The sequence below is a fragment of the Wenyingzhuangia sp. 2_MG-2023 genome (assembly GCF_030548295.1).
Lineage (GTDB): Bacteria > Bacteroidota > Bacteroidia > Flavobacteriales > Flavobacteriaceae > Wenyingzhuangia.
Map to the genome: position 1 here is coordinate 18,895 of NZ_JAUOSB010000007.1, position 19,898 is coordinate 38,792.

The 19,898-nt window shown below is 31.2% G+C and carries 15 protein-coding genes; 6 read left to right on the forward strand and 9 right to left on the reverse strand.

Features of this window, described 5'->3' with window-relative positions:
- Nucleotides 1–15: 15 nt before the first annotated feature.
- Together Q4548_RS09435 and Q4548_RS09440 are read right to left on the reverse strand one after the other, a co-directional pair.
- Nucleotides 16–741, reverse strand: a complete 726-nt coding sequence (locus Q4548_RS09435; RefSeq protein ID WP_303454140.1) for a LytTR family DNA-binding domain-containing protein — start codon at nucleotides 739–741, stop codon at nucleotides 16–18.
- Complete coding sequence (locus Q4548_RS09440) at nucleotides 741–1,778, reverse strand: sensor histidine kinase (protein WP_303454141.1); 1,038 nt, start codon at nucleotides 1,776–1,778, stop codon at nucleotides 741–743. The genes Q4548_RS09435 and Q4548_RS09440 overlap by 1 nt, the downstream gene beginning before the upstream one ends.
- A gap of 280 nt (nucleotides 1,779–2,058) precedes the next feature.
- On the opposite strand from Q4548_RS09440, the gene Q4548_RS09445 reads away from it, so the two are divergent.
- The 4 genes from Q4548_RS09445 (at nucleotide 2,059) to Q4548_RS09460 (ending at nucleotide 7,052) form a co-directional block, all read left to right on the forward strand.
- A complete protein-coding gene (locus tag Q4548_RS09445) occupies nucleotides 2,059–3,429 on the forward strand; it encodes a DUF1800 family protein (RefSeq protein WP_303454142.1) in 1,371 nt (456 codons plus the stop codon).
- Nucleotides 3,430–3,441: 12 nt separating this feature from the next.
- The gene (locus Q4548_RS09450) at nucleotides 3,442–4,635 is read left to right on the forward strand and encodes a DUF1501 domain-containing protein (protein WP_303454145.1); all 1,194 of its coding nucleotides are present in this window, start codon (nucleotides 3,442–3,444) and stop codon (nucleotides 4,633–4,635) included.
- A gap of 152 nt (nucleotides 4,636–4,787) precedes the next feature.
- The gene (xerA, locus tag Q4548_RS09455) at nucleotides 4,788–5,960 is read left to right on the forward strand and encodes a site-specific tyrosine recombinase/integron integrase (protein WP_303454148.1); all 1,173 of its coding nucleotides are present in this window, start codon (nucleotides 4,788–4,790) and stop codon (nucleotides 5,958–5,960) included.
- Nucleotides 5,961–6,236: 276 nt separating this feature from the next.
- Nucleotides 6,237–7,052, forward strand: coding sequence for a DUF6503 family protein (locus Q4548_RS09460; protein ID WP_303454151.1), 816 nt, complete (start codon nucleotides 6,237–6,239; stop codon nucleotides 7,050–7,052).
- 98 nt (nucleotides 7,053–7,150) lie between these two features.
- On the opposite strand, the gene Q4548_RS09465 is transcribed toward Q4548_RS09460, so the two are convergent.
- Nucleotides 7,151–7,753, reverse strand: coding sequence for an NAD(P)H-dependent oxidoreductase (locus tag Q4548_RS09465; protein ID WP_303454155.1), 603 nt, complete (start codon nucleotides 7,751–7,753; stop codon nucleotides 7,151–7,153).
- 93 nt (nucleotides 7,754–7,846) lie between these two features.
- Here Q4548_RS09465 and Q4548_RS09470 point away from each other — a divergent pair, with 93 nt between their 5' ends.
- A complete protein-coding gene (locus tag Q4548_RS09470; RefSeq protein WP_303454158.1) occupies nucleotides 7,847–8,758 on the forward strand; it encodes a LysR family transcriptional regulator in 912 nt (303 codons plus the stop codon).
- A 159-nt stretch (nucleotides 8,759–8,917) separates the two neighbouring features.
- Nucleotides 8,918–9,463, forward strand: coding sequence for a pyridoxamine 5'-phosphate oxidase family protein (locus tag Q4548_RS09475; RefSeq protein ID WP_303454162.1), 546 nt, complete (start codon nucleotides 8,918–8,920; stop codon nucleotides 9,461–9,463).
- Nucleotides 9,464–9,586: 123 nt separating this feature from the next.
- On the opposite strand, the gene Q4548_RS09480 is transcribed toward Q4548_RS09475, so the two are convergent.
- The 6 genes from Q4548_RS09480 to recG all read right to left on the reverse strand — a co-directional run bounded on the left by Q4548_RS09480 (nucleotide 9,587) and on the right by recG (nucleotide 19,686).
- Nucleotides 9,587–10,084, reverse strand: a complete 498-nt coding sequence (locus Q4548_RS09480) for a hypothetical protein (protein WP_303454164.1) — start codon at nucleotides 10,082–10,084, stop codon at nucleotides 9,587–9,589.
- A 3-nt stretch (nucleotides 10,085–10,087) separates the two neighbouring features.
- A complete protein-coding gene (locus Q4548_RS09485; RefSeq protein ID WP_303454167.1) occupies nucleotides 10,088–12,613 on the reverse strand; it encodes an ankyrin repeat domain-containing protein in 2,526 nt (841 codons plus the stop codon).
- Nucleotides 12,614–12,906: 293 nt separating this feature from the next.
- Nucleotides 12,907–13,854 carry a glycosyltransferase family 2 protein gene (locus Q4548_RS09490; RefSeq protein WP_303454169.1) on the reverse strand — a complete coding sequence of 316 codons (948 nt, stop codon included), beginning with the start codon at nucleotides 13,852–13,854 and terminating at the stop codon, nucleotides 12,907–12,909.
- A gap of 6 nt (nucleotides 13,855–13,860) precedes the next feature.
- Nucleotides 13,861–14,901: a quinone-dependent dihydroorotate dehydrogenase gene (locus tag Q4548_RS09495; protein WP_303454171.1), complete on the reverse strand. Its 1,041-nt coding sequence runs from the start codon at nucleotides 14,899–14,901 to the stop codon at nucleotides 13,861–13,863.
- Nucleotides 14,902–15,007: 106 nt separating this feature from the next.
- Complete coding sequence (pheT, locus tag Q4548_RS09500; RefSeq protein ID WP_303454173.1) at nucleotides 15,008–17,434, reverse strand: phenylalanine--tRNA ligase subunit beta; 2,427 nt, start codon at nucleotides 17,432–17,434, stop codon at nucleotides 15,008–15,010.
- A gap of 152 nt (nucleotides 17,435–17,586) precedes the next feature.
- Nucleotides 17,587–19,686 carry an ATP-dependent DNA helicase RecG gene (gene recG / locus Q4548_RS09505; protein ID WP_303454175.1) on the reverse strand — a complete coding sequence of 700 codons (2,100 nt, stop codon included), beginning with the start codon at nucleotides 19,684–19,686 and terminating at the stop codon, nucleotides 17,587–17,589.
- Nucleotides 19,687–19,898: the final 212 nt, after the last annotated feature.

Sequence of the window (19,898 nt, forward strand, 5' to 3'; positions counted from 1 at the left end):
CCCCATTACTTTTCTTTAATGGGATAAATCGGAATTTAAATATTGCTGAAAATTGTCTTTGTATTTTTCTGAAACGGGAATGTACTTACTACCAAAAATAATGCGATTGCGTTCTACCGTAGTTATTTTGTCTAAATTCACAATAAAAGAACGATGAATTCTCATAAAATTTTTCTTAGTCAACTCTTCTTCTAATGACTTCATACTCATTAAAGACAGAATAGGTTTTTCTGAATTTACAGTATAAAACTTTACGTAATCTTTTAATCCTTCTATGTAAATCAAATCTTTTAATACAATTTTAACCAACTTGTAATCTGATTTTACAAACAGATAATCATCTTTATAAGAGACTCCACTATTTAGTATTTTAGAGCTAGCTCCCATAATTTCAGTTTTTGCTTTGTTTGCTGCTGAGAAAAACTCTGAATAATCAAAAGGTTTTAATAAATAATCCAAAGCATTTACCTTATAGCCCTCTAATGCATATTGTTCATAAGCAGTAGTAAATACTAATTTGATGTTTTTATGAATTAGCATTTTAGAGAAATCCATCCCATTTAAATTGGGCATTTGAATGTCTGAAAACACCAAATCTACCTCTTGTGTTTCCAACACCTGAATGGCCTCAATAGCACTATTACATCTGGCTACCAATTCTAAAAAGGGCGTTTTTTCTACATACCCTTCCAAAACATTTAAAGCCAAAGGCTCATCATCTACCAACAAACACTTTATCATTATTCCTTAAAATTAATGGTTAATTTGGCTGTGTACACGTTGTTCTTTTCCCCCTCAAACAACTCATATTTGTCTGTGTACAATAAACTCAATCTTTTTCTTAAATTGCTCAAACCTACCCCAGAATCTGTTGCACTATTTTTTTCTGGAAAAGATGAATTCTCTACTGTATAATGAATTTTATTTTCTTCTATTGTTAAGTTGATTTTGATAAAACTAGGTTGCGTAGCATTAATTCCGTGTTTGAAAGCATTTTCTACAAAAGACAATAACAATAACGGAGCAATTTGTATGGGTTGGTTGATGATTGGAAAATTAGTTTCTAAAGTTAAATGGTTGGCAACTCTTAATTTCATCAAATCTATAAAACGTTCTAAAAACTCAATTTCTTTGGTCAAAGACACTCTATTGTCATTAGAATCGTGCAATAAATACCGCATCATTTTACTCAAGCTATGAATGGATGTTTTGGCCATACCTGGAGCACTATCTACCAAAGAATAAATATTATTTAAGGTATTGAATAGAAAGTGTGGTTGTATTTGATGTCGTAAATATTTGATTTCAGAATCTAATTGAGATTTCTTTATTTTTTCTAAAATCAATTCCTTTTTTTTCCATTGATCGCTAAGCTTCACTCCTACACACATTCCAATAGTAAGAATCATCGGCACAAGCATTTGTATGCTAGAAATCATAATGCCTCTCTTTTTTTTAAACATCGCAACCTTTTCCGGAAAATCGTTATGAAACAAAGAGATTGTCTGTTCTAAAAAAACTAAAAAAGCCAACAACAAAAACACATTACAAGCTAAAAACCATCTTTTCTTTTTTTCAAAGAAAAAAGCATCTACCAACCACCAATAATTCACATAAAAAATGACCAACAAACTAAAAGATGGCAACCAATTTCTTACAATTACTCTATTGATATTTACTTTTTCTTGCACCATAATAAAAGGCCAAAAAAACACCAAACCCCATAGTGCAATATGGATCAATGGGGTTATGTAATTTTTATTTAAAATACGTTGCATCTTTACTGTTTTCTATGAACAACTAAAATTAAGTAATCAAGCATTAACAATCCTAACACAATAGACAATCTCTTCTTTTTTTAAGACCAATAGAAATATATTGTAGACTAGGCTATCTTTTATAAAGAGAAATCAACTCACTTCTAAAAACCTCATCAAAACAACTATTATTATCAAAAAAAAACCAAAAACAAAACACAATTAACAACAATAGACGCAACCCATTAAACTTTTACTAAATTAGACAGTCTAATTCTTGAAAACTAATTTATGCTATCTTATGAAACATCCACACCTTATTCATTTATATAACAGAGTTGGTTTTGGCATATTACCACAACAAGTAGCAATATTAAGCAAACATTCTACAGAAAAAAATGTTGCAATTCTTTTTGAAGAATCCGATAAAACAACCCCTCTAAAGGTTGATCCTATAAGAATAAAAGGGTTGGAAAAATTTGATTCTAAAAATAGAGAAGAACGAATGTTACTACAAAGAGAACATAGAAAATTAGTGATACAATTAAACATGGATTGGTACCAACAACTGTATAATACCAATAGTTTGTTACGAGAAAAAATGACCTTATTTTGGGCCAATCATTTTGTATGTTCAAGCAACAATGCTTTACAAACAGAACAATACATTGCTGTTCTAAAAAATTATGCCTTAGGTAATTTTAAAGATTTTGTGGTTGCTATTTCTAAGAACCCAATGATGATTCGCTATTTAAACAATCAACAAAACAAAAAGGCACACCCTAACGAAAACTATGCTCGTGAGTTGATGGAGTTGTTTACCCTTGGTGTAGGGCACTATACAGAAAAAGACATACAAGAATCTGCAAGAGCTTTTACAGGCTGGTCTTCTGACAAAACCAAGTTTGTTTTTAGAGAAAGACAACACGATGACGGTGAAAAAAACTTTATGGGAAAAACAGGTAATTTTGATGGAACAGATATCATCAATATTATTCTAGAAAACAAACAGTGTGCTTTATTTATTTCTGAAAAAATATACAAAGAATTTGTAAACCCAGAACCCAACAAAAAGCACATCAAAAAAATGGCAAGGGTATTCCGAAAAAATTATCAGATAGACGAACTGATGAGGTTTGTATTAACTTCGGATTGGTTTTATGATGACAGAAATAGAAATGTAAAAATAAAATCGCCTGTAGAACTTTTGGTTGGTATTCACAACGTAATTCCTTTTGAATTTAAAAAAGACAAATATTTCCAATATTTACAATACAATTTAGGTCAAAAATTACTTTATCCTCCCAATGTGGCTGGTTGGCCAGGAAATAAACAATGGATAGATGCCAACACAATTATGTTAAGACTCAAATTGGTTTCTACCATTGCGCAACAAAAAGCAATTGAACTAGAAGCGGAATCTGAATTTGAAGATGATTTTGAAATCATCAACAAACGCAAAAAAAACAAAGCTTACTATATTACCACAACTGTAGATTGGCAGCACTTTAACAAGGAGCATAAAAACACATCGCTAAAAGACTGGCAGCAAGTGTTGTTAGGAACTCAATTATCATCTAACACAGAACAAATCATTTCAACAATAAACAACCACACTGCTAGAGAATTCTGTATTACATTAATGTCTTTACCAGAATATCAAATGTGCTAAAAACTAAGAATCATGAAAAGAAGAGATTTTATCATCAACAGTTCCTTAGCTAGTGGAATGCTATTTGTTCCTAGTTTTGTAAGAGCTTTTGAAAATGTTCCCAAACACAAATTAGGACATAAAAAAATGGTGGTTATTCAACTTTCTGGTGGTAACGATGGATTGAATACTGTTGTTCCTTTTAGAAATGATTTGTATTACAAAAAACGACCTAAAATAGCCATCAATTATAAAAATTTGTTGCACTTAAATAATGAATTGGCCCTACCAGACTATATGTCTCCGCTAAAAAATCTATACGATAGCGGTTATTTAAGCATCATTAACAACGTAGGATATCCAAATCCTGTAAGATCTCATTTTAGATCTGCTGACATATGGCAAACTGCAACCGATGCCAACGAGTACAAATCTACAGGATGGTTGGGAAATTATTTAGATGCCTACAAACAGGAATCTCACATAGCTATAGATGTAGGTAACAAATTGTCTTTAGCTTTAAAAGGTGCTGATAAAAGTGGAATTGCTGCTTTTGATCCTAAAATGCTGTATAGAAATGCCAACGATCCATTTTTCAAAAAAGTACTAAACAAACATCATGAAGATGAACATTTGAGCGAAGACAACTTGGGCTATTTGTACAAACAAATGATTCAAGCAGAATCTTCTGCATCATACATTCACCAAACTTCAAAAACCTATACGTCAACCACTACCTATCCTAACAATATTTTAGGTAAACAATTGGCCACTACAGCAGATTTTATCAATGCCAATTTAGAAACCAAAGTTTATTATGTTTCTATGGGAGGTTTTGATACTCATGTAAATCAAACCACCAAACACGAAAAATTGATGACCATTCTCTCTGAAGGTTTAGAAGTTTTTGTAAACGATTTGAAAAAAAACGATACTTTTAAAGACACTTTAATTTTGGTATTTTCAGAATTTGGTAGACGTGTAGAAGAAAATGCAGGTGCAGGTACCGATCATGGAGCCGCAAACAACTTGTTTGTACTGACAGAAAACCTAAAAAAACCTGGAGCGTATAACAATGTAGCCGATTTGAGTAATTTAGACAACAACGGAGATATAAAATACGAAATTGATTTTAGACAAGTCTATGCCACCGTATTGGAAAAATGGCTAGAAGCTGACCCTAAAAAAGTAATGGGAAAATCTTTTGATTCTTTAAATTTTATATAAAAAATTTCATTCTTAATATTCTAAAAAGACACACATAAGGCTTGTGTCTTTTTAGAATATTTAAACAACTTTCCTTCTTTGATTTTTTCTTACTTTTCTTTCAGAAATTTTATCTTTAAATTTTGTAATAAGTTTAGTATCTTAAACTTATCATGAAAAAGAAAATTATTTTACAATCTGCCATACACAAAAAACAAGCAATTGTTTTGATTCAGTTTGTATATGATGAACAACTGAAAGCCCTCATCCAAAGTTTTGGAGCTAAATGGTCTAATTCTTTAAAATGTTGGTACGCAAAATCTGACGAGTTTTCTCTTTCTTCTTTTTACAATCAGTTAAGCCCTTATGCTTTTATTGATTATCAAAATTTGAAAAACAAAACCAATGCCATTACTCCTACAGTTCAAAAAACAAGTATCAAAGCACAATTAAACGAAGAACAAAAAACAGTCGCTAATAATTTTTACAAATATTTAAAAGGCAAACGTTTTAGTGAAAGTACACTAAGAACTTACAGTTTTATGGTCGCTGAATTTTTAGTTTACAACAAAAAAACAATTCTTAAAGATATTAGGGAGATTGAGCAATTTATAGAAGATGTACTTGTACCTAAAAAAAGTTCTATTAGTACTCACAGACAATTTGTATCTGCCATGAATCATTATTTGGATTTTATTAAGGCGGAATTTGTTTTAGATTTTAAAACGTTTGCTCCCAGAAAAGATAAAAAATTGCCAAATGTACTTTCTAAAAAAGAAGTTTTACGATTGATTCAAGTCGCAAAAAACCTAAAACATAGAGTTTGTATTACCTTATTGTATTCATCGGGTTTGAGAATAGGAGAATTGATCAACCTTAAATTACATGATTTAGACTTTGACAGAAATTTGCTAAAAATAACAATGAGCAAAGGTAGAAAAGACAGATATGTTCCCATAGCAAATAGTATTTTACCAATGTTGAACAACTATTTAAATACATATCAGCCCACAACTTATTTGATAGAAAATGAAACCCTCAACCAACAATATTCTGCTGGTAGTGTTAGAAAATTTTTGCATCGATACAAGTTGAATGCAAAAATTAATAAAAAAATTACTCCACATACATTAAGACACAGCTATGCCACTCATTTGTTAGAAAGCGGAACAGACATTAGATACATACAAACCTTATTAGGACATAGCAAACCAGAAACCACCATGATTTACACTCATGTACAAAGTGAAGCTTTCAAAAAAATAAACAACCCTCTAGACTTGATTGTAGAACACTATAAAAACTCACAAAAAAACAATAAGTTTATAACAAATAAAGATCTCTAGAAGCAGTGTTATCTATAAATATTTTCCAGTCTACCTCAACCTTTTAAGCTTAAATAAACCAAATGGATTGGATAAAAAACACAACTAGTAACACATCTTAATTATTTATATATTTTTTTGAAAAATCAAAGCAACAAATTCAATATCATCAGCAATAAACACAATATATTTTGTTTATTGTAGTTGTGTATGCTAACAGAAATAATACTATCCTATTTTTAAATTCTTTTTGAAAAAAAAATCATTAAATAGCTACTAACCGAAAAATATCTTCAAATGAATTTCAACCAATGGATTATTGCCATTTTCAGCCTTTTTATACTATCATGCAACACCAAACAATCATCAAAATCACAGCCAAAAACTGCTGAAATTTTTGAAAACAAAGGGCACGAATTGATATACAACATGGTAAATAAAGTGGGGGATTATTCTGCTCTTTTAAACAAAAAAGACGTTGTATATACTTACACGTATCAAACACCCAATGGAAATTCTGACATTTCTACTGAAAAATACATGTTTAACGGCGAATTGTCTTATGGATTGTATCAACATCATCAACGAACTTTTCCTGACCTTGAGGGTGAAATAGAACAAGGATTCGATGGTCATAAATATTGGCTAAAACACCAAGGTAAAATTATAAATGACCCAAAAAGATTGAAAAAAGTTGCTTTTAAAAGGCCTACCAACTTTTACTGGTTTGCTATGTTTCAAAAATTGCTAGACCCTGGTGTTAATTATAAATTTATAGGAAAAGAAACAATAAACGAAACAGAATACAATATTGTAAAAATTACGTTTACCGCTACCGATGGGAAACCTACAGATATTTACCAAGTATACATCAACAGCAAAACTTTGCTGGTAGATCAATTTCTTTTTACTGTTGCTGATTATGGTGTTCTAGACACTCCCAATTTAATGCAATTAAAATACGAACATGTAGATGGAATGTGGTTGCCAACCCAACGTCAATACAAAAAATCTACTTGGAATGCCAACGTTAGTAATGAACCTTGGATACATGTAACTTGGTCTAACATTAAATTTAACAACGGATTGACGAAAGAAGATTTTAAAAAATAGAGCTATAAGGCTGGCTGTTTGAGCACAACCATCAAACAGCCTTCTTATTTTTCATCAAAATTAATATATCTTCAAAAGTTGACAATATATTAAGAATATTATTGATTTAATTGCTTGGTTACATTGCATAAAAAAACATCGTATTCTTTTAACTCTTTAGGCACATCTGCATTTTTTTCCATATCATGAAAATGATGTGTTGCCAGCAATTTCATTCCTGTAAAAGCATTCATTTTATGAAAACCAAATAGAGCTCCCTCATCAACACTTTTCTGATCAAAAAACTCATTTTCTAAAGTAAATGCTGTTTTTGGAGCGTTCCAACTTGTGGTAAGAATGTATTTTTTTCCGTGCATTAGACCTCCCGTTCCATAATTGATAGCTGGATTTTTACTACTTCTACCATCATTTTTATAAATTCCATTTTCATGACCTTGTGTAAAAACTTCATCAATGTATTTTTTAAAACCGAATGGAATTTGAAACCACCAAACAGGTGTATGATACACAACTACATCTGCTTTCTTAAATTTCTTCACCTCCTCTTTTAAGTCATACACATCTCCTACTTGTGTTGCCTCAATTGTAAATCCTTCTAAGGATTCAAAATATGAAATAGTTTTCTTAAAAAGAGTTTCATTAAATTTTCCTCCAGAATGCCCAAAAGGATGCCCTCCGTTAATTACAAATATATTTTTCATTTGTCTTTGTTTTGATATGCTACAAAATTACATCTACCATGTGTATTTAAAAAATAATACATTTTATACATTTGTATTATAAAAATAATAGATATGGTGAATTTAGAGTGGTACAGAACGTTTAAAGAAATCTATGAAAATGGTACCCTTACTAAGGCTTCTATTGCATTATACTCTTCTCAACCAGGAGTTAGTGTACATTTAAATGCTTTAGAATCTTATGTTGGAAAAAAATTATTTGAGCGTACATCCAGAAAAATGATTCCTACCGAAGACGGAAAATTTTTATACGAATACATTATTGATGCCATTCACAAACTTGAAATAGCTGAACAACATTTTAAAAAAACAACATTAGAAAAAAATCCATCTATACACGTGGGTATGTGTTCAGAAATGTTTCAATCTGTTATTGAGCCTGAAATTTCAAAATTAACTTTTGACTTAGAAGCTAAATTTGGAAGTCATACAGATTTAATCAAAGATTTGAATAACGGAATTTTAGACTTAGTCATTACACCTAGAAAACAAACTGACAAAAAATCTCTAGTTACATACACTGCTTTCTCAAAAGAAAGAATTGTTCTAATTGCTGGTGCCAAAACAGATACTAGAGAAATAGAAAAAACCTTAAAAGTTAACAATTTAAAAGAATTAGAAGTTCTTTTTCAACAAAACATCTGGTACAGTTCATCCAATGAGATGGAGCACTTTAGACGTTTTTGGTTTGAAAACTTTAACAAAAGACCAGCTTTTAAACCCAATTACATTCTCCCAAATATTTCTTCAATTATCAGATGCCTAAGCAATGAAGTAGGTTTAGCTCTGACTCCTGATTTTTTATGCCATGATGCTATTTCAAAAAAAGAAATAAAATTAGTTTGGGAAGGAAAAGTAAAAACTGAAAACACGTTGTATTTCGCCTCAAGAACAGATTTAAAATACAAACAAGAACTAAACGTGCTCCAAAATATATTCAAATCAAAAATGAGTACTTTTATATAAATACTGTACTGCAAACTCAATCTAAACTACGGAGTATGTTTTGTGCTTTGTTAATTGTCACCAAAGAAAAAGTAAATCTTAACAAGTTTAACAACCATAACAATACTATATTGTTATGGTTGTTTTTTATTTGTAATATTACATTTAGAAATATGTATTATGGGAAAAAAGCTAGAAAGCCTTAACAACGAACTTATCACTTTTATAAAACAACAGCCTATCTTTTTTGTAGGAACTGCTGCTTCCACGGGTAATGTCAACGTATCACCTAAAGGGATGGATTCTTTTAGAGTCATTAATAACAATAAAATAGTTTGGTTAAACTTAACAGGAAGCGGAAATGAAACTGCTGCTCATTTGTTAAAACATAATAGAATGACGATTATGTTTTGTGCTTTTGAAGGGAAACCATTGATTTTAAGACTCTATGGAACTGCCAAAATACACCATCAAAGAGATGCTGAATACCATCAATTTATTGACTTGTTTCCTGAAACACCTGGTTCTAGACAAATTATAGAAATGGAAGTGGACTTGGTACAGACTTCTTGTGGTTATGCCGTACCATTTATGGATTACAAAGAAGACAGAACCGTACTAAAAGATTGGGCTCAAAAACAAGGAACAGAAAAAATTGAGACTTATTGGAAAGAGAAAAACACGAAAAGCATAGATGGTTTTGAAACCAAAATATTAGAACCTTAATAAGACACTTACTCTTTTACAAATAACATTTTAAAATATAAAACAATTTTCTTGTAGAAATCTAGATTTCAATCCCACAAATTTAGCAGAGCTAAAATCTTAGCAACTAGACACACATTAAAACTAATGATTATACGCTTCCAGCTTTTTTATCAACGCATCTCTATTTAGCACTGTAGTTGTGTAAGGTGTTAAATTAGCATTGATATTTGTATTTTCCAGCTCGTACATTGCTCCTGTTATTGGATCCGTTAACAACATCCCATAAAAGATTCCACCAGAAATCATATAAAAAAGCTCTAGTCCATTTGCTCCATCAGACCATTTCCCCCAGTACATTGGATCAATACTACTATCTACTACAAAAAAACTAGGAACAAACCCTTCCTTCTCTACTTTCACATAATACTTTGCTTTAGAAAAATAGCCTGAAGCTGCTTTTAAATTAAATTGATTAAGTTCACCTCTTGAACTTGCAATCTCTTTCATTTTTTTATTGTAAACAGTTACATTTGAATTTTCTTGACTTTTTACAACAACCGGATAAACACTTTTAGAATTTATTGTAGCACAGCTACTTAACAACATAAGCATAGTTAATACGATGTATATATTTCTCATCCTTTATTTTTTTATACTAGGACTCAATCCTTTATTATTTTTAATTGTTTCATCTGCTCCATAGTTCAACAAGGTCATATACATTCCCATATCAGAATTTTCCGCAGCAAAATGCAAAGCTGTCCAACCAGCATTATTCTGAGCATTTACATCTATTTTTTTTGTTGACAATAACTTATCAGCTACATAGACCCTATTAGGCTGATTTGAAAGTGCACAATAATGAAGTACAGACATCCCTCTAGAATCTAATTCATTTAAATTTATATTCATACTAATTAGATTGTTCAAAATTTTATCAGGACCGTATATTGCTATATACGAAGTAAAATCAAAACCTTTATCATCTGTAAGAGCTGTGTCAAACTCTTTGTTTAATAGTGACTTTAACAAGAAAACATCATCATTTTTCATAGCCACATGTAACAAACTTAATTCTTTAATTTTTGTTTTTTTATTGCTAATCTTTGAAACATAATAATTAGTAACTTCTTCTGAGTCTACATGCTTGTTGTTATCAAACAAAGTTGTTACGAAATAATTTTCTGAAACAGGAACAATTAAACTACCTGATGTTACCAGATCCAAACGACCGTAATCATATCCAGCATCCATTAAGTATTTTGCATATTTTATTTTTACACTTTCTTCATCACCAATCTCTTTCTCTAAATAAGTTCTTGGAGTATTTTTAGCAACTAAAAAATTAAAAATTTCTTTGTAATTTTTATTGAAAGCAATATTTAATGATTCTTTTAATGCCGGTGCTTGTAAAAAAACTTCTCCTTCCTTTTTAAGGATATATTCAACCACATAATTACTATTATTAGTAATAGCATATAAAAAATAATCATATTTATATTTGGCATACAACTCTGATTTTTGTTTTGATAAAATCTCAAATATTGCTGAATTATTTAATTCTATAGCAGATTGTATTGGACTGTAACCTTTAACATTTGGATATAAATTATAAGACGATGATTTTTTAATAAAGTCAATATTATTTTGTGTTATCGCTTTTTTATACTCAAGATTGAACTCTGCTTCTAAAGCATCTTTTATTGACTTTTCTTTAAACTTACTTCCTGCTAAATAATTAGAAAGCAAAATATCTCTATACTGATCAATAATATTATCGTTGTTAATTTTTGCTCTAAACAAATAAGCTGCTGCATTTTTATTGTCTAATTCTATTGATTTGTTGGCGTATAGTTTAGTTGCCTCTAAAAAACGATTATTATAATTATATTTTTTATAGAGATCATACTTTCTTTTAGAAGTCTCTAAATAATTTTCTGAACTCTTTTTTGTATTGGCTATTCTTGGTGCTGTTGGTTGCTTACATGAATTAGATGGCTTTGACCAAGAAGTACTGTTATAAGAAAAATTATTATTCGTTTCTTGAATTAAACATTGATAATAAAAATTTAAATCAGTAGCATACATTTCTGTTTCTTGATCTGGTGTAACAGCTATCATATCAAAACTTTTATTCAACCCCTCTGAATATGCTTCTAGCAATTGATTTTTAAAATCAAGCATCTTAGCTCTTGCATTTAACTTTGCTTGCTTTTTTTCCTTTTTTGCCTTGCTATTAGCCACTATAGTACCTATACCCGTTAACGCAACAGTTACTGCATTTGTATTTGCCTCTTCTTTTGTATTAGAAGGCATATTATTTACATAAGTCAGCGTATTATAAAAGATTTTGTTGTTTTGTGTTATCTTTTGATCTAATGATATTTCTATTTCTTTTAAATTCATCAAAACTTCTTCTGGAGAACCCGAGTTTTGAATAGAAGATAAATCGACTTTTATTTGAGTGCGATTATTTATTTGACTACTGATAAAATTTAAGTTTCTCATCGTATAATTTTCATACGACTTAATACTTTTCATGTTTTTTTCATGTCTTTTTTGTTGTTCTACAAACGAACGGTAAAACTTGGTGTTTTGAGTATTATCTGTACTTCCAGCAGTAGTAGTAGTAGTAGTAGTAGTAGTAGTATGACTGTTTCTATCCCCTAAATCTGTAGCGTTATTTTGTTTTGTATCTAATGATGAATTGGTATTACCTTTAAAAGAATTAGCTACTGAACTAGTACTAGCCTGATTTTTTTCTTCTTTAAAACTCTTATCGATTTGAGTTTTTAATTTTGATAAAGCTTCTATATAATCCTTCTTTAAACTCACATTAGAAACTGACAATCTAATATTTCTCATAGCTGAAGGATTGTCTTTTAAACCAAATATATTGACAATCTCCTTTACCTCGCTAGCTGTAAAATCAAAAAAATCGATCAAATCACCTGATCTCAATCCGTGAATTTTAAAATTTGTTGAAAATATTTTAGGACCTGAACTCAACTTAATCACTCCTGAAATATCTGCCTGAGGATTGCTCAATGATAAAGGAAGTGTATTGGTAATTTCTTTTGCTGATTTTGTTTTATATACGTAATCCTCAATCACATAAGAAGACATTGCCATCCTTACTCTTAAATCTCCCATTCCAGCATTTTGCATTTTAAATAAAATGTTAGAACTATAAGTATAACGACCCTGATTTATACTACCTTCCCCGGTGACCTTTTCTTTGTAAACGGATGTTTCTTGTCCACAGATATTAGACGTTGCGAGTAAACAAAAAAACGATATAAAAATTAGTAGTCTTTTAGACATAGTAAAATTCTTGAAAATTAAAAAAGCATAACAAATTATAAACTAATAATTTGCCACACTAAAATAATATTTTTCACCAAAAAAAGAAAAAAATTTTCAACCATCTGTTTCTATCATAGAACTGATAGAAACCAAAGCTACTTCTTAAAAAGAATCGTTTTTAAGAAACCAAATCCATAACCTGCCATTTGCACCAAAGTAGTAATGACGGATAAAAATGCAACTTCAATATTTTTATTCACCCAAAGAGAATTCATAAACAATAAAGTAAAGTAGAAGTAGTACAAGACAATGAATTGCCAAAAGCCAAAGACAAACAACAATGAAGACAAAATAAATCCTACAATAAAAACACTTGGAAACCAATATGTAATTTTTGACGTACCAGGATATTTTTTATTCAGCACAGGTCTTGCACTTCCAAATTTATATGTCTGTTTGTAAAATGCTACCAAAGATGTTCTTCGTTTGTGATAAACGTAAGCTTTCTCTATCAATTGAGTTTCAAAACCGTGACTCCACAGCCTAAAAGCCAAATCAATATCCTCACCTACTTTCATTTTAGAAAATCCTCCTGTTTCCTTAAAAGCATTTTTAGAAATTCCAAAATTAAAACTCCTTGGCTGAAATTTTCCAATTCCTTTTTTCTTTCCCCTAATTCCTCCAGTGGTCAACAATGAGGTCATTGAAAAATTAATTGCTTTTTGAAAAGTAGTAAAACTAGAATGTGCTGCATCTGGACCACCAAAAGCATCTGTATAATTCTTTTTTAAAGCTTTATGAACTTTTTTTAAATAATTAGAAGGAACCAAAACATCTGAATCTAACACAATAAAATATCTTCCTTCAGCTTGAGACATTCCATAGTTCCTAGCCATTCCAGCTCCTTGATTTTCAGTAATAAAATACTGAATGTTCAAGCTATCTTGGTAACGTTTTACTACATCTTTTGCAGGTTCTTCAGATCCATCTTCCACAATCACCACTTCAAAAGGTTTGTGAAATTCTTGCTTTGTCAAACTAAACAACAATTCATCTATTTCTTGTGATCTGTTATACACAGGAATAACAAAAGAATATACCATAATAGTTTAGGAAGCTTTTAGAATAGCCTTGTTTATTTTTTTGACCAACGCAGGTCCTTCATAAATAAACCCTGTATAAACTTGTACCAAATCTGCTCCCGCAGCTATTTTTTCTAAAGCATCTTCGGCAGTATGAATTCCTCCAACACCTATAATTGGAAACGCTTTGTTAGATTTTTCAGCCAAATATTTGATCACAGCTGTACTTCTATCTTTGACTGGTTTTCCACTCAAACCTCCATTTCCAATTGCATTTAATTGCGCTTCTGTAGCAATCAAACCATCTCTATTTACAGAAGTGTTAGATGCAATTACTCCGTCTAACTTTGTTTCTGCCACCAAATCTATAATTTCATCCAATTGAATGTTATTCAAATCTGGAGCTATTTTTAATAAAATTGGTCTTCTCTCTTTTTTAGATTTATTGATTTTTTGCACTGCTGCAATCAACTCTAACAAATAATCTTTATCTCCTAATTTGGCATGGCTGCTTACGTTTGGACAACTTACATTCAACACAAAATAATCTACATAAGCATGTAGTTCTTCAAACACATCACAATAATCTTGCGTGTATTGTTCTGTAGCAATGTTGGTGTTTTTACCAATATTTCCACCTACAATAACTTTTCCTTTGTTGCTTTTTAAATTCTCAACAATTTCTTTTACCCCCAAATTGTTAAACCCCATTCTATTGATAATGGCTTGGTCTTCTTTCAAGCGAAACAATCTTTTTTTAGGATTTCCTTCTTGTCCTTTTGGAGTTACAGTACCTATTTCTATAAAACCAAATCCAAAATCAGCCAGTTCGTTAAACAAAACAGCATTTTTATCAAATCCTGCCGCTAAACCTACGGGGTTTTCAAATCTAATACCAAATAATTCTCTATTCAACCTACCATCTTCTACTTTAAAAAGAGCTTTATTCAATAAAGAAACTCCAGGTATTTTTGAAAGAAACTTTACCATGTCAAACACAAAGTAATGTACTTTTTCTGGGTCAAATTGAAAGAAAATTGGACGAATAATTGCTTTGTATAGACTCATAGTCTTGGTTTTGTTGGTTGACACAAATTTACGAACTTTATTCTATCCTTTAGACAAAACAAACTTCAAAAAAAAGCCTTTACTTATTCAGTAAAGGCTTGGTTATTTATCTTAAAGTAGCTTCAAATTGCCTTTCAAAAGAATTTTGCAACTTGCTCATTATTTTCTCTATCTGTTTATCATCCAGAGTTTTATTTTCATCCTGAAGCACAAAACTTAAGGCATAAGATTTTTTCCCGTAAGGTAATTTATCTCCTTCGTAAACATCAAACAAATCTACCTCTTTTAACAATTGTTTCTCTGCTTGAAAAGCTGCATTGTACAAATCTTTAAAAGCAACACTATTGTTTAATAACAATGCCAAATCTCTTTTTACCAAAGGATATTTTGGTAGCGTATTTACTTTTAGTTTGTTGTTTTGTGAAACTTTTAGAATAGTATCCCAATTAAAATCGGCATAATAAACCGGTTGTTTTATTCCGAATTCTTTTAATATTTTAGGGCTAACTCTTCCTAAATCTACCAAAGCCATTCTTCCCAAGCTCAATGAAATCCCTTCAGAAAACACATCATTTTTAGTAGGTGTAACCTTTAATTTTGCGTGTCCTAATCTCTCTAAAACTCCCGTTACAACTGCTTTTAAATAGTAGAAATCTGTTTTTTGATTAGGCACATTCCACGCATCTTTATTTCTATTTCCAGAAACAAACAGTGTCAAATGTTTTAATTCCTCATATTTTTCACCGTATTTATGATATGTTTTTCCAAATTCATAAAACTTGATGTCGTTATTTTTTCTATTGATATTGTAAGCAACAGATTCCAAACCACTAAACAGCAAAGACTGACGCATCACAGCCAAATCTCCACTCAAAGGATTCAACATTTCTACGTTGTTCTCTGCATTTAAATTTTCAGAAAGATTTACATAAGACGGCTTTGTTAATGAATTTGCCATCGTTTCATTAAAACCTTGAACTCTTAATTGCTCTGCTATTGCATTTTCTGTTTTTACTCCATCAAACCTAGAAGGCTCAATAGATGTATTTAACTTGTGAGAAAATTCAATATTGTTATATCCATAAACTCGTAAAATTTCCTCTACAATATCTGCTTCTCTTTGTACATCTACTCTGTATGCCGGAACCACCAAACCTAAACCACCTTCGGTTTCACTATTGATTTTTATTTCTAACGAAGCTAAAATATTTTTAATCGTATCTTTTGGTAAAGTTTGACCAATAATTCTTGTGACATTTTCATAAGACACAAAAACTTCAAAATCTTCTATTTTATTAGGATATACCATATCTACATCAGAAACTGTTTTACCTCCAGTAACCTCTTCTATCAAAAGTGCTGCTCTGATCAATGCATATTTGGTAATATTAGGATCAATTCCTCTTTCAAAACGGAAAGAAGCATCGGTGTTTAGCCCATGTCTTTTGGCTGTTTTACGTATGGGAATAGGGTTGAAATAAGCTGCTTCTAAAAAGATAGAGCTGGTATGGTTTTTCACTCCAGAATCTAAACCTCCTAAAACTCCCGCCATACACAATGGTGTTTCATCCGCATCACAAATCATCAAGTCTTCTTCACTCAACTCACGCTCTACACCATCTAACGTTGTAAACTTTGTTCCTTCTGGCAATGTTGTTACCACTACTTTACCTCCTGTAATTTTATTTGCGTCAAAAGCATGTAATGGCTGTCCCAATTCGTGCAATACATAATTGGTAATATCTACTACATTGTTGATTGATTTAACCCCAATAGCTTTCAACCTATTTTGTAACCATTCCGGAGAATCTGCAACTTTTATATCTTTAATAGCAACACCTGCATATTTTGGAGCTAATTCAAAATTCTTTACGTGAATGTCAAATTTCATTGCTCTTTCGTACACATGAAAATCACTTACTGATGGAGAAATCAATTCTTTCTGAACACCATGTTGTAACAAACCTGCTTTTAAATCTCTAGCAACTCCTAAATGACTCATTGCATCTGCACGGTTAGGCGTCAATCCAATTTCAAAAACCTCATCTACTTCTATATTGAATACCTCAGCAACAGGAGTTCCTGGTACCAAATCTGCATCTAAGACTAAAATTCCATCATGACCTGAACCTAAACCTAATTCATCTTCGGCACATATCATTCCATGACTTTCTTCTCCTCTAATCTTTCCTTTCTTAATTTTAAACCCTTCTCCTTTTTCATCATACAACATGGTACCAACTGTTGCTACAGGCACTTTTTGTCCTGCCGCTACATTAGGAGCACCACACACTACTTGTATAGGAGCTTCTCCACCTATATTTACTGTAGTTATGCTTAATTTATCCGCATTAGGATGCTTCTCACAAGTCAAAACTGCACCAACAACCACACCTTCCAAACTACCTTTGATAGACTCTACTTTTTCTATCCCTTCAACCTCTAATCCAAGATCAGTCAACAATTCACCAGTCTTTTCTGCTTCCCAGTCAATCTTTATAAATTGTTTTAACCAATTGTATGATATCTTCATGTGTTCAAAAATTTATTTGAGTTCGCAAATTTACGATTTCAATTAGCAATGTGCAATATATAGATAGACAATTAGAAAACACTCTAATCATCAAATTATTAACACTAAAATCCGTCTTATTTCACAACGAATATTGTTCTTTAAAAACACAGTTAACTAATGTTTGCCCATATACTTGTTCTTTTATGTATCTGTTGGTATGTTTTTTTAATTGGTGTGTTTTTGGGCAAAAGCAAATTTGGGTCTTCTCTCAATACTTCTAACGCCATATTTCTTGCCATATGCAATTCTTTAGAATCTCTAACCAAATCTGCTATTTTTAAATTCAACACACCACTTTGTTGTGTTCCCATTAAATTACCTGGTCCTCTTAATTTCAAATCTACTTCTGCAATTTCAAAACCATCACTTGTTCTTACCATGGTTTCCAATCTTGTTTTTGAATCGTTAGAGAGTTTTACTCCTGACATTAAAATACAATAACTTTGATCTCCTCCACGTCCTACTCTTCCTCTTAATTGATGCAATTGTGACAAACCAAAACGTTCTGCACTTTCTATCACCATTACAGAAGCATTTGGTACGTTTACCCCCACTTCTATTACCGTGGTTGCTACCATAATTTGAGTTTCTCCTTTTACAAAGCGTTGCATTTCAAACTCTTTATCTGCGGGCTTCATCTTTCCATGCACAATACTTATTTTGTAGTCTGGCAACGGAAATTCCCTCTGAATACTCTCGTAACCATCTTGTAAATCTTTATAATCCATCGCTTCAGATTCTTCTATCAATGGATACACAACATATACTTGTCTGCCTTTGGATATTTCATCTCTCATAAACTTAAATACTCTCAAACGAGAACTATCAAATCGATGTACGGTTTGAACCTCTTTTCTGCCCGGAGGAAGTTCGTCTATAATAGATACATCCAAATCTCCATAAGCACTCATCGCCAATGTTCTAGGAATTGGTGTTGCTGTCATAATTAAAATGTGTGGAGGCAAATCATTTTTCATCCACATTTTAGAACGTTGTGCTACTCCAAAACGGTGTTGTTCATCTATAACAGCCAATCCCAAATTTTTAAAAACCACTTTATCTTCTAAAATAGCATGGGTACCAATCAAAATTTGCAAACTCCCATCTTCCAAACTTTCATGAATAACACGTCTTTCTTTGATTCGAGTAGCTCCTGTCAATAATTTTACAGAAATATCAAAAGGAGCCACCAATTCGGAAATAGCTTGGTAATGCTGACTTGCTAAAATAGCCGTTGGGGCCAAAATAGCCGTTTGAAAATCATTGTCCAAAGCCATCAACATGGTCAACAACGCAACAATAGTTTTTCCTGCACCCACATCTCCTTGTAACAACCTATTCATATGAGCACCACTTGCCATGTCTGCTCTAATTTCTTTCAACACTCTTTTTTGAGCATTGGTCAAATCAAATTTTAATCCTGATTTATAAAACGAATTAAAAATAGGACCTACTTTTTCAAAAACATAACCTTTTATCTTGTCTTTTCGAATCAACTTATTTCTAATCAATTGCATTTGAATGTAAAAAAACTCTTCAAACTTCAATCGTTTCTGAGCTTTAGCTAACTGTTCTTGATTTTTTGGAAAATGAATATTCAATAAAGCTTCTCTTTTTGTCAGCAACTCTAACTCTTGAACAATTTCATCTGATAAAGTTTCTTCAATAAAAGCATATGACTCCTTAAGCAAATGTTGCATTGCTCTGGACATTACTTTGTTATTAAAACCTTTGGCACTCATTTTTTCAGTAGATGGATAAACTGCTTGTAATCCCGAAACCAAACTTTTTTTATAATTAGCCTCCAATTCCATTTCTGGATGTGCCATGCTGAAATTGCCATTAAAAAAATTTATTTTTCCATAAATAACGTACGAATCGTTGATTTTGATGCTCGATTTTAGCCATTTTGATGCTCTAAACCACACCAATTCCATCGTTCCAGTGCCATCTTTAAAAATTCCGACCAATCTTGAACCTCTTTTTTGCTTGATTTCTTTTAGCTCTATGACCACTCCTTTTACCTGAACTTCAGTATTGCTAGGTAATAGTTCATTGATGGAGAATATTTTTGATTTATCTACGTATTTATTTGGAAATAAATTCAACAATTGATTGGCCGTAAATATCCCTAATTCTTTCTGGAGCATCGTAGCCTTAGAAGGTCCCATCCCTGATAAAAAGGAAATATTAACATCAAAATCAAACATATTTATCTATTTTTTTCATCTACAAATCTCATTTTACACAACACTTAATTGCTATTCAAGCATAATAAAAACCTCGTAAAAACATTCAGTACCAATACTTACAAATTTTAACCGTAAAAAGAGTAAAAACTCAAAAAAACCTACGTAAGCCTCACTAAAAACAACAATTATCAACTTTGATAACACAAGCAAATAACTAGATAAAAAAACAC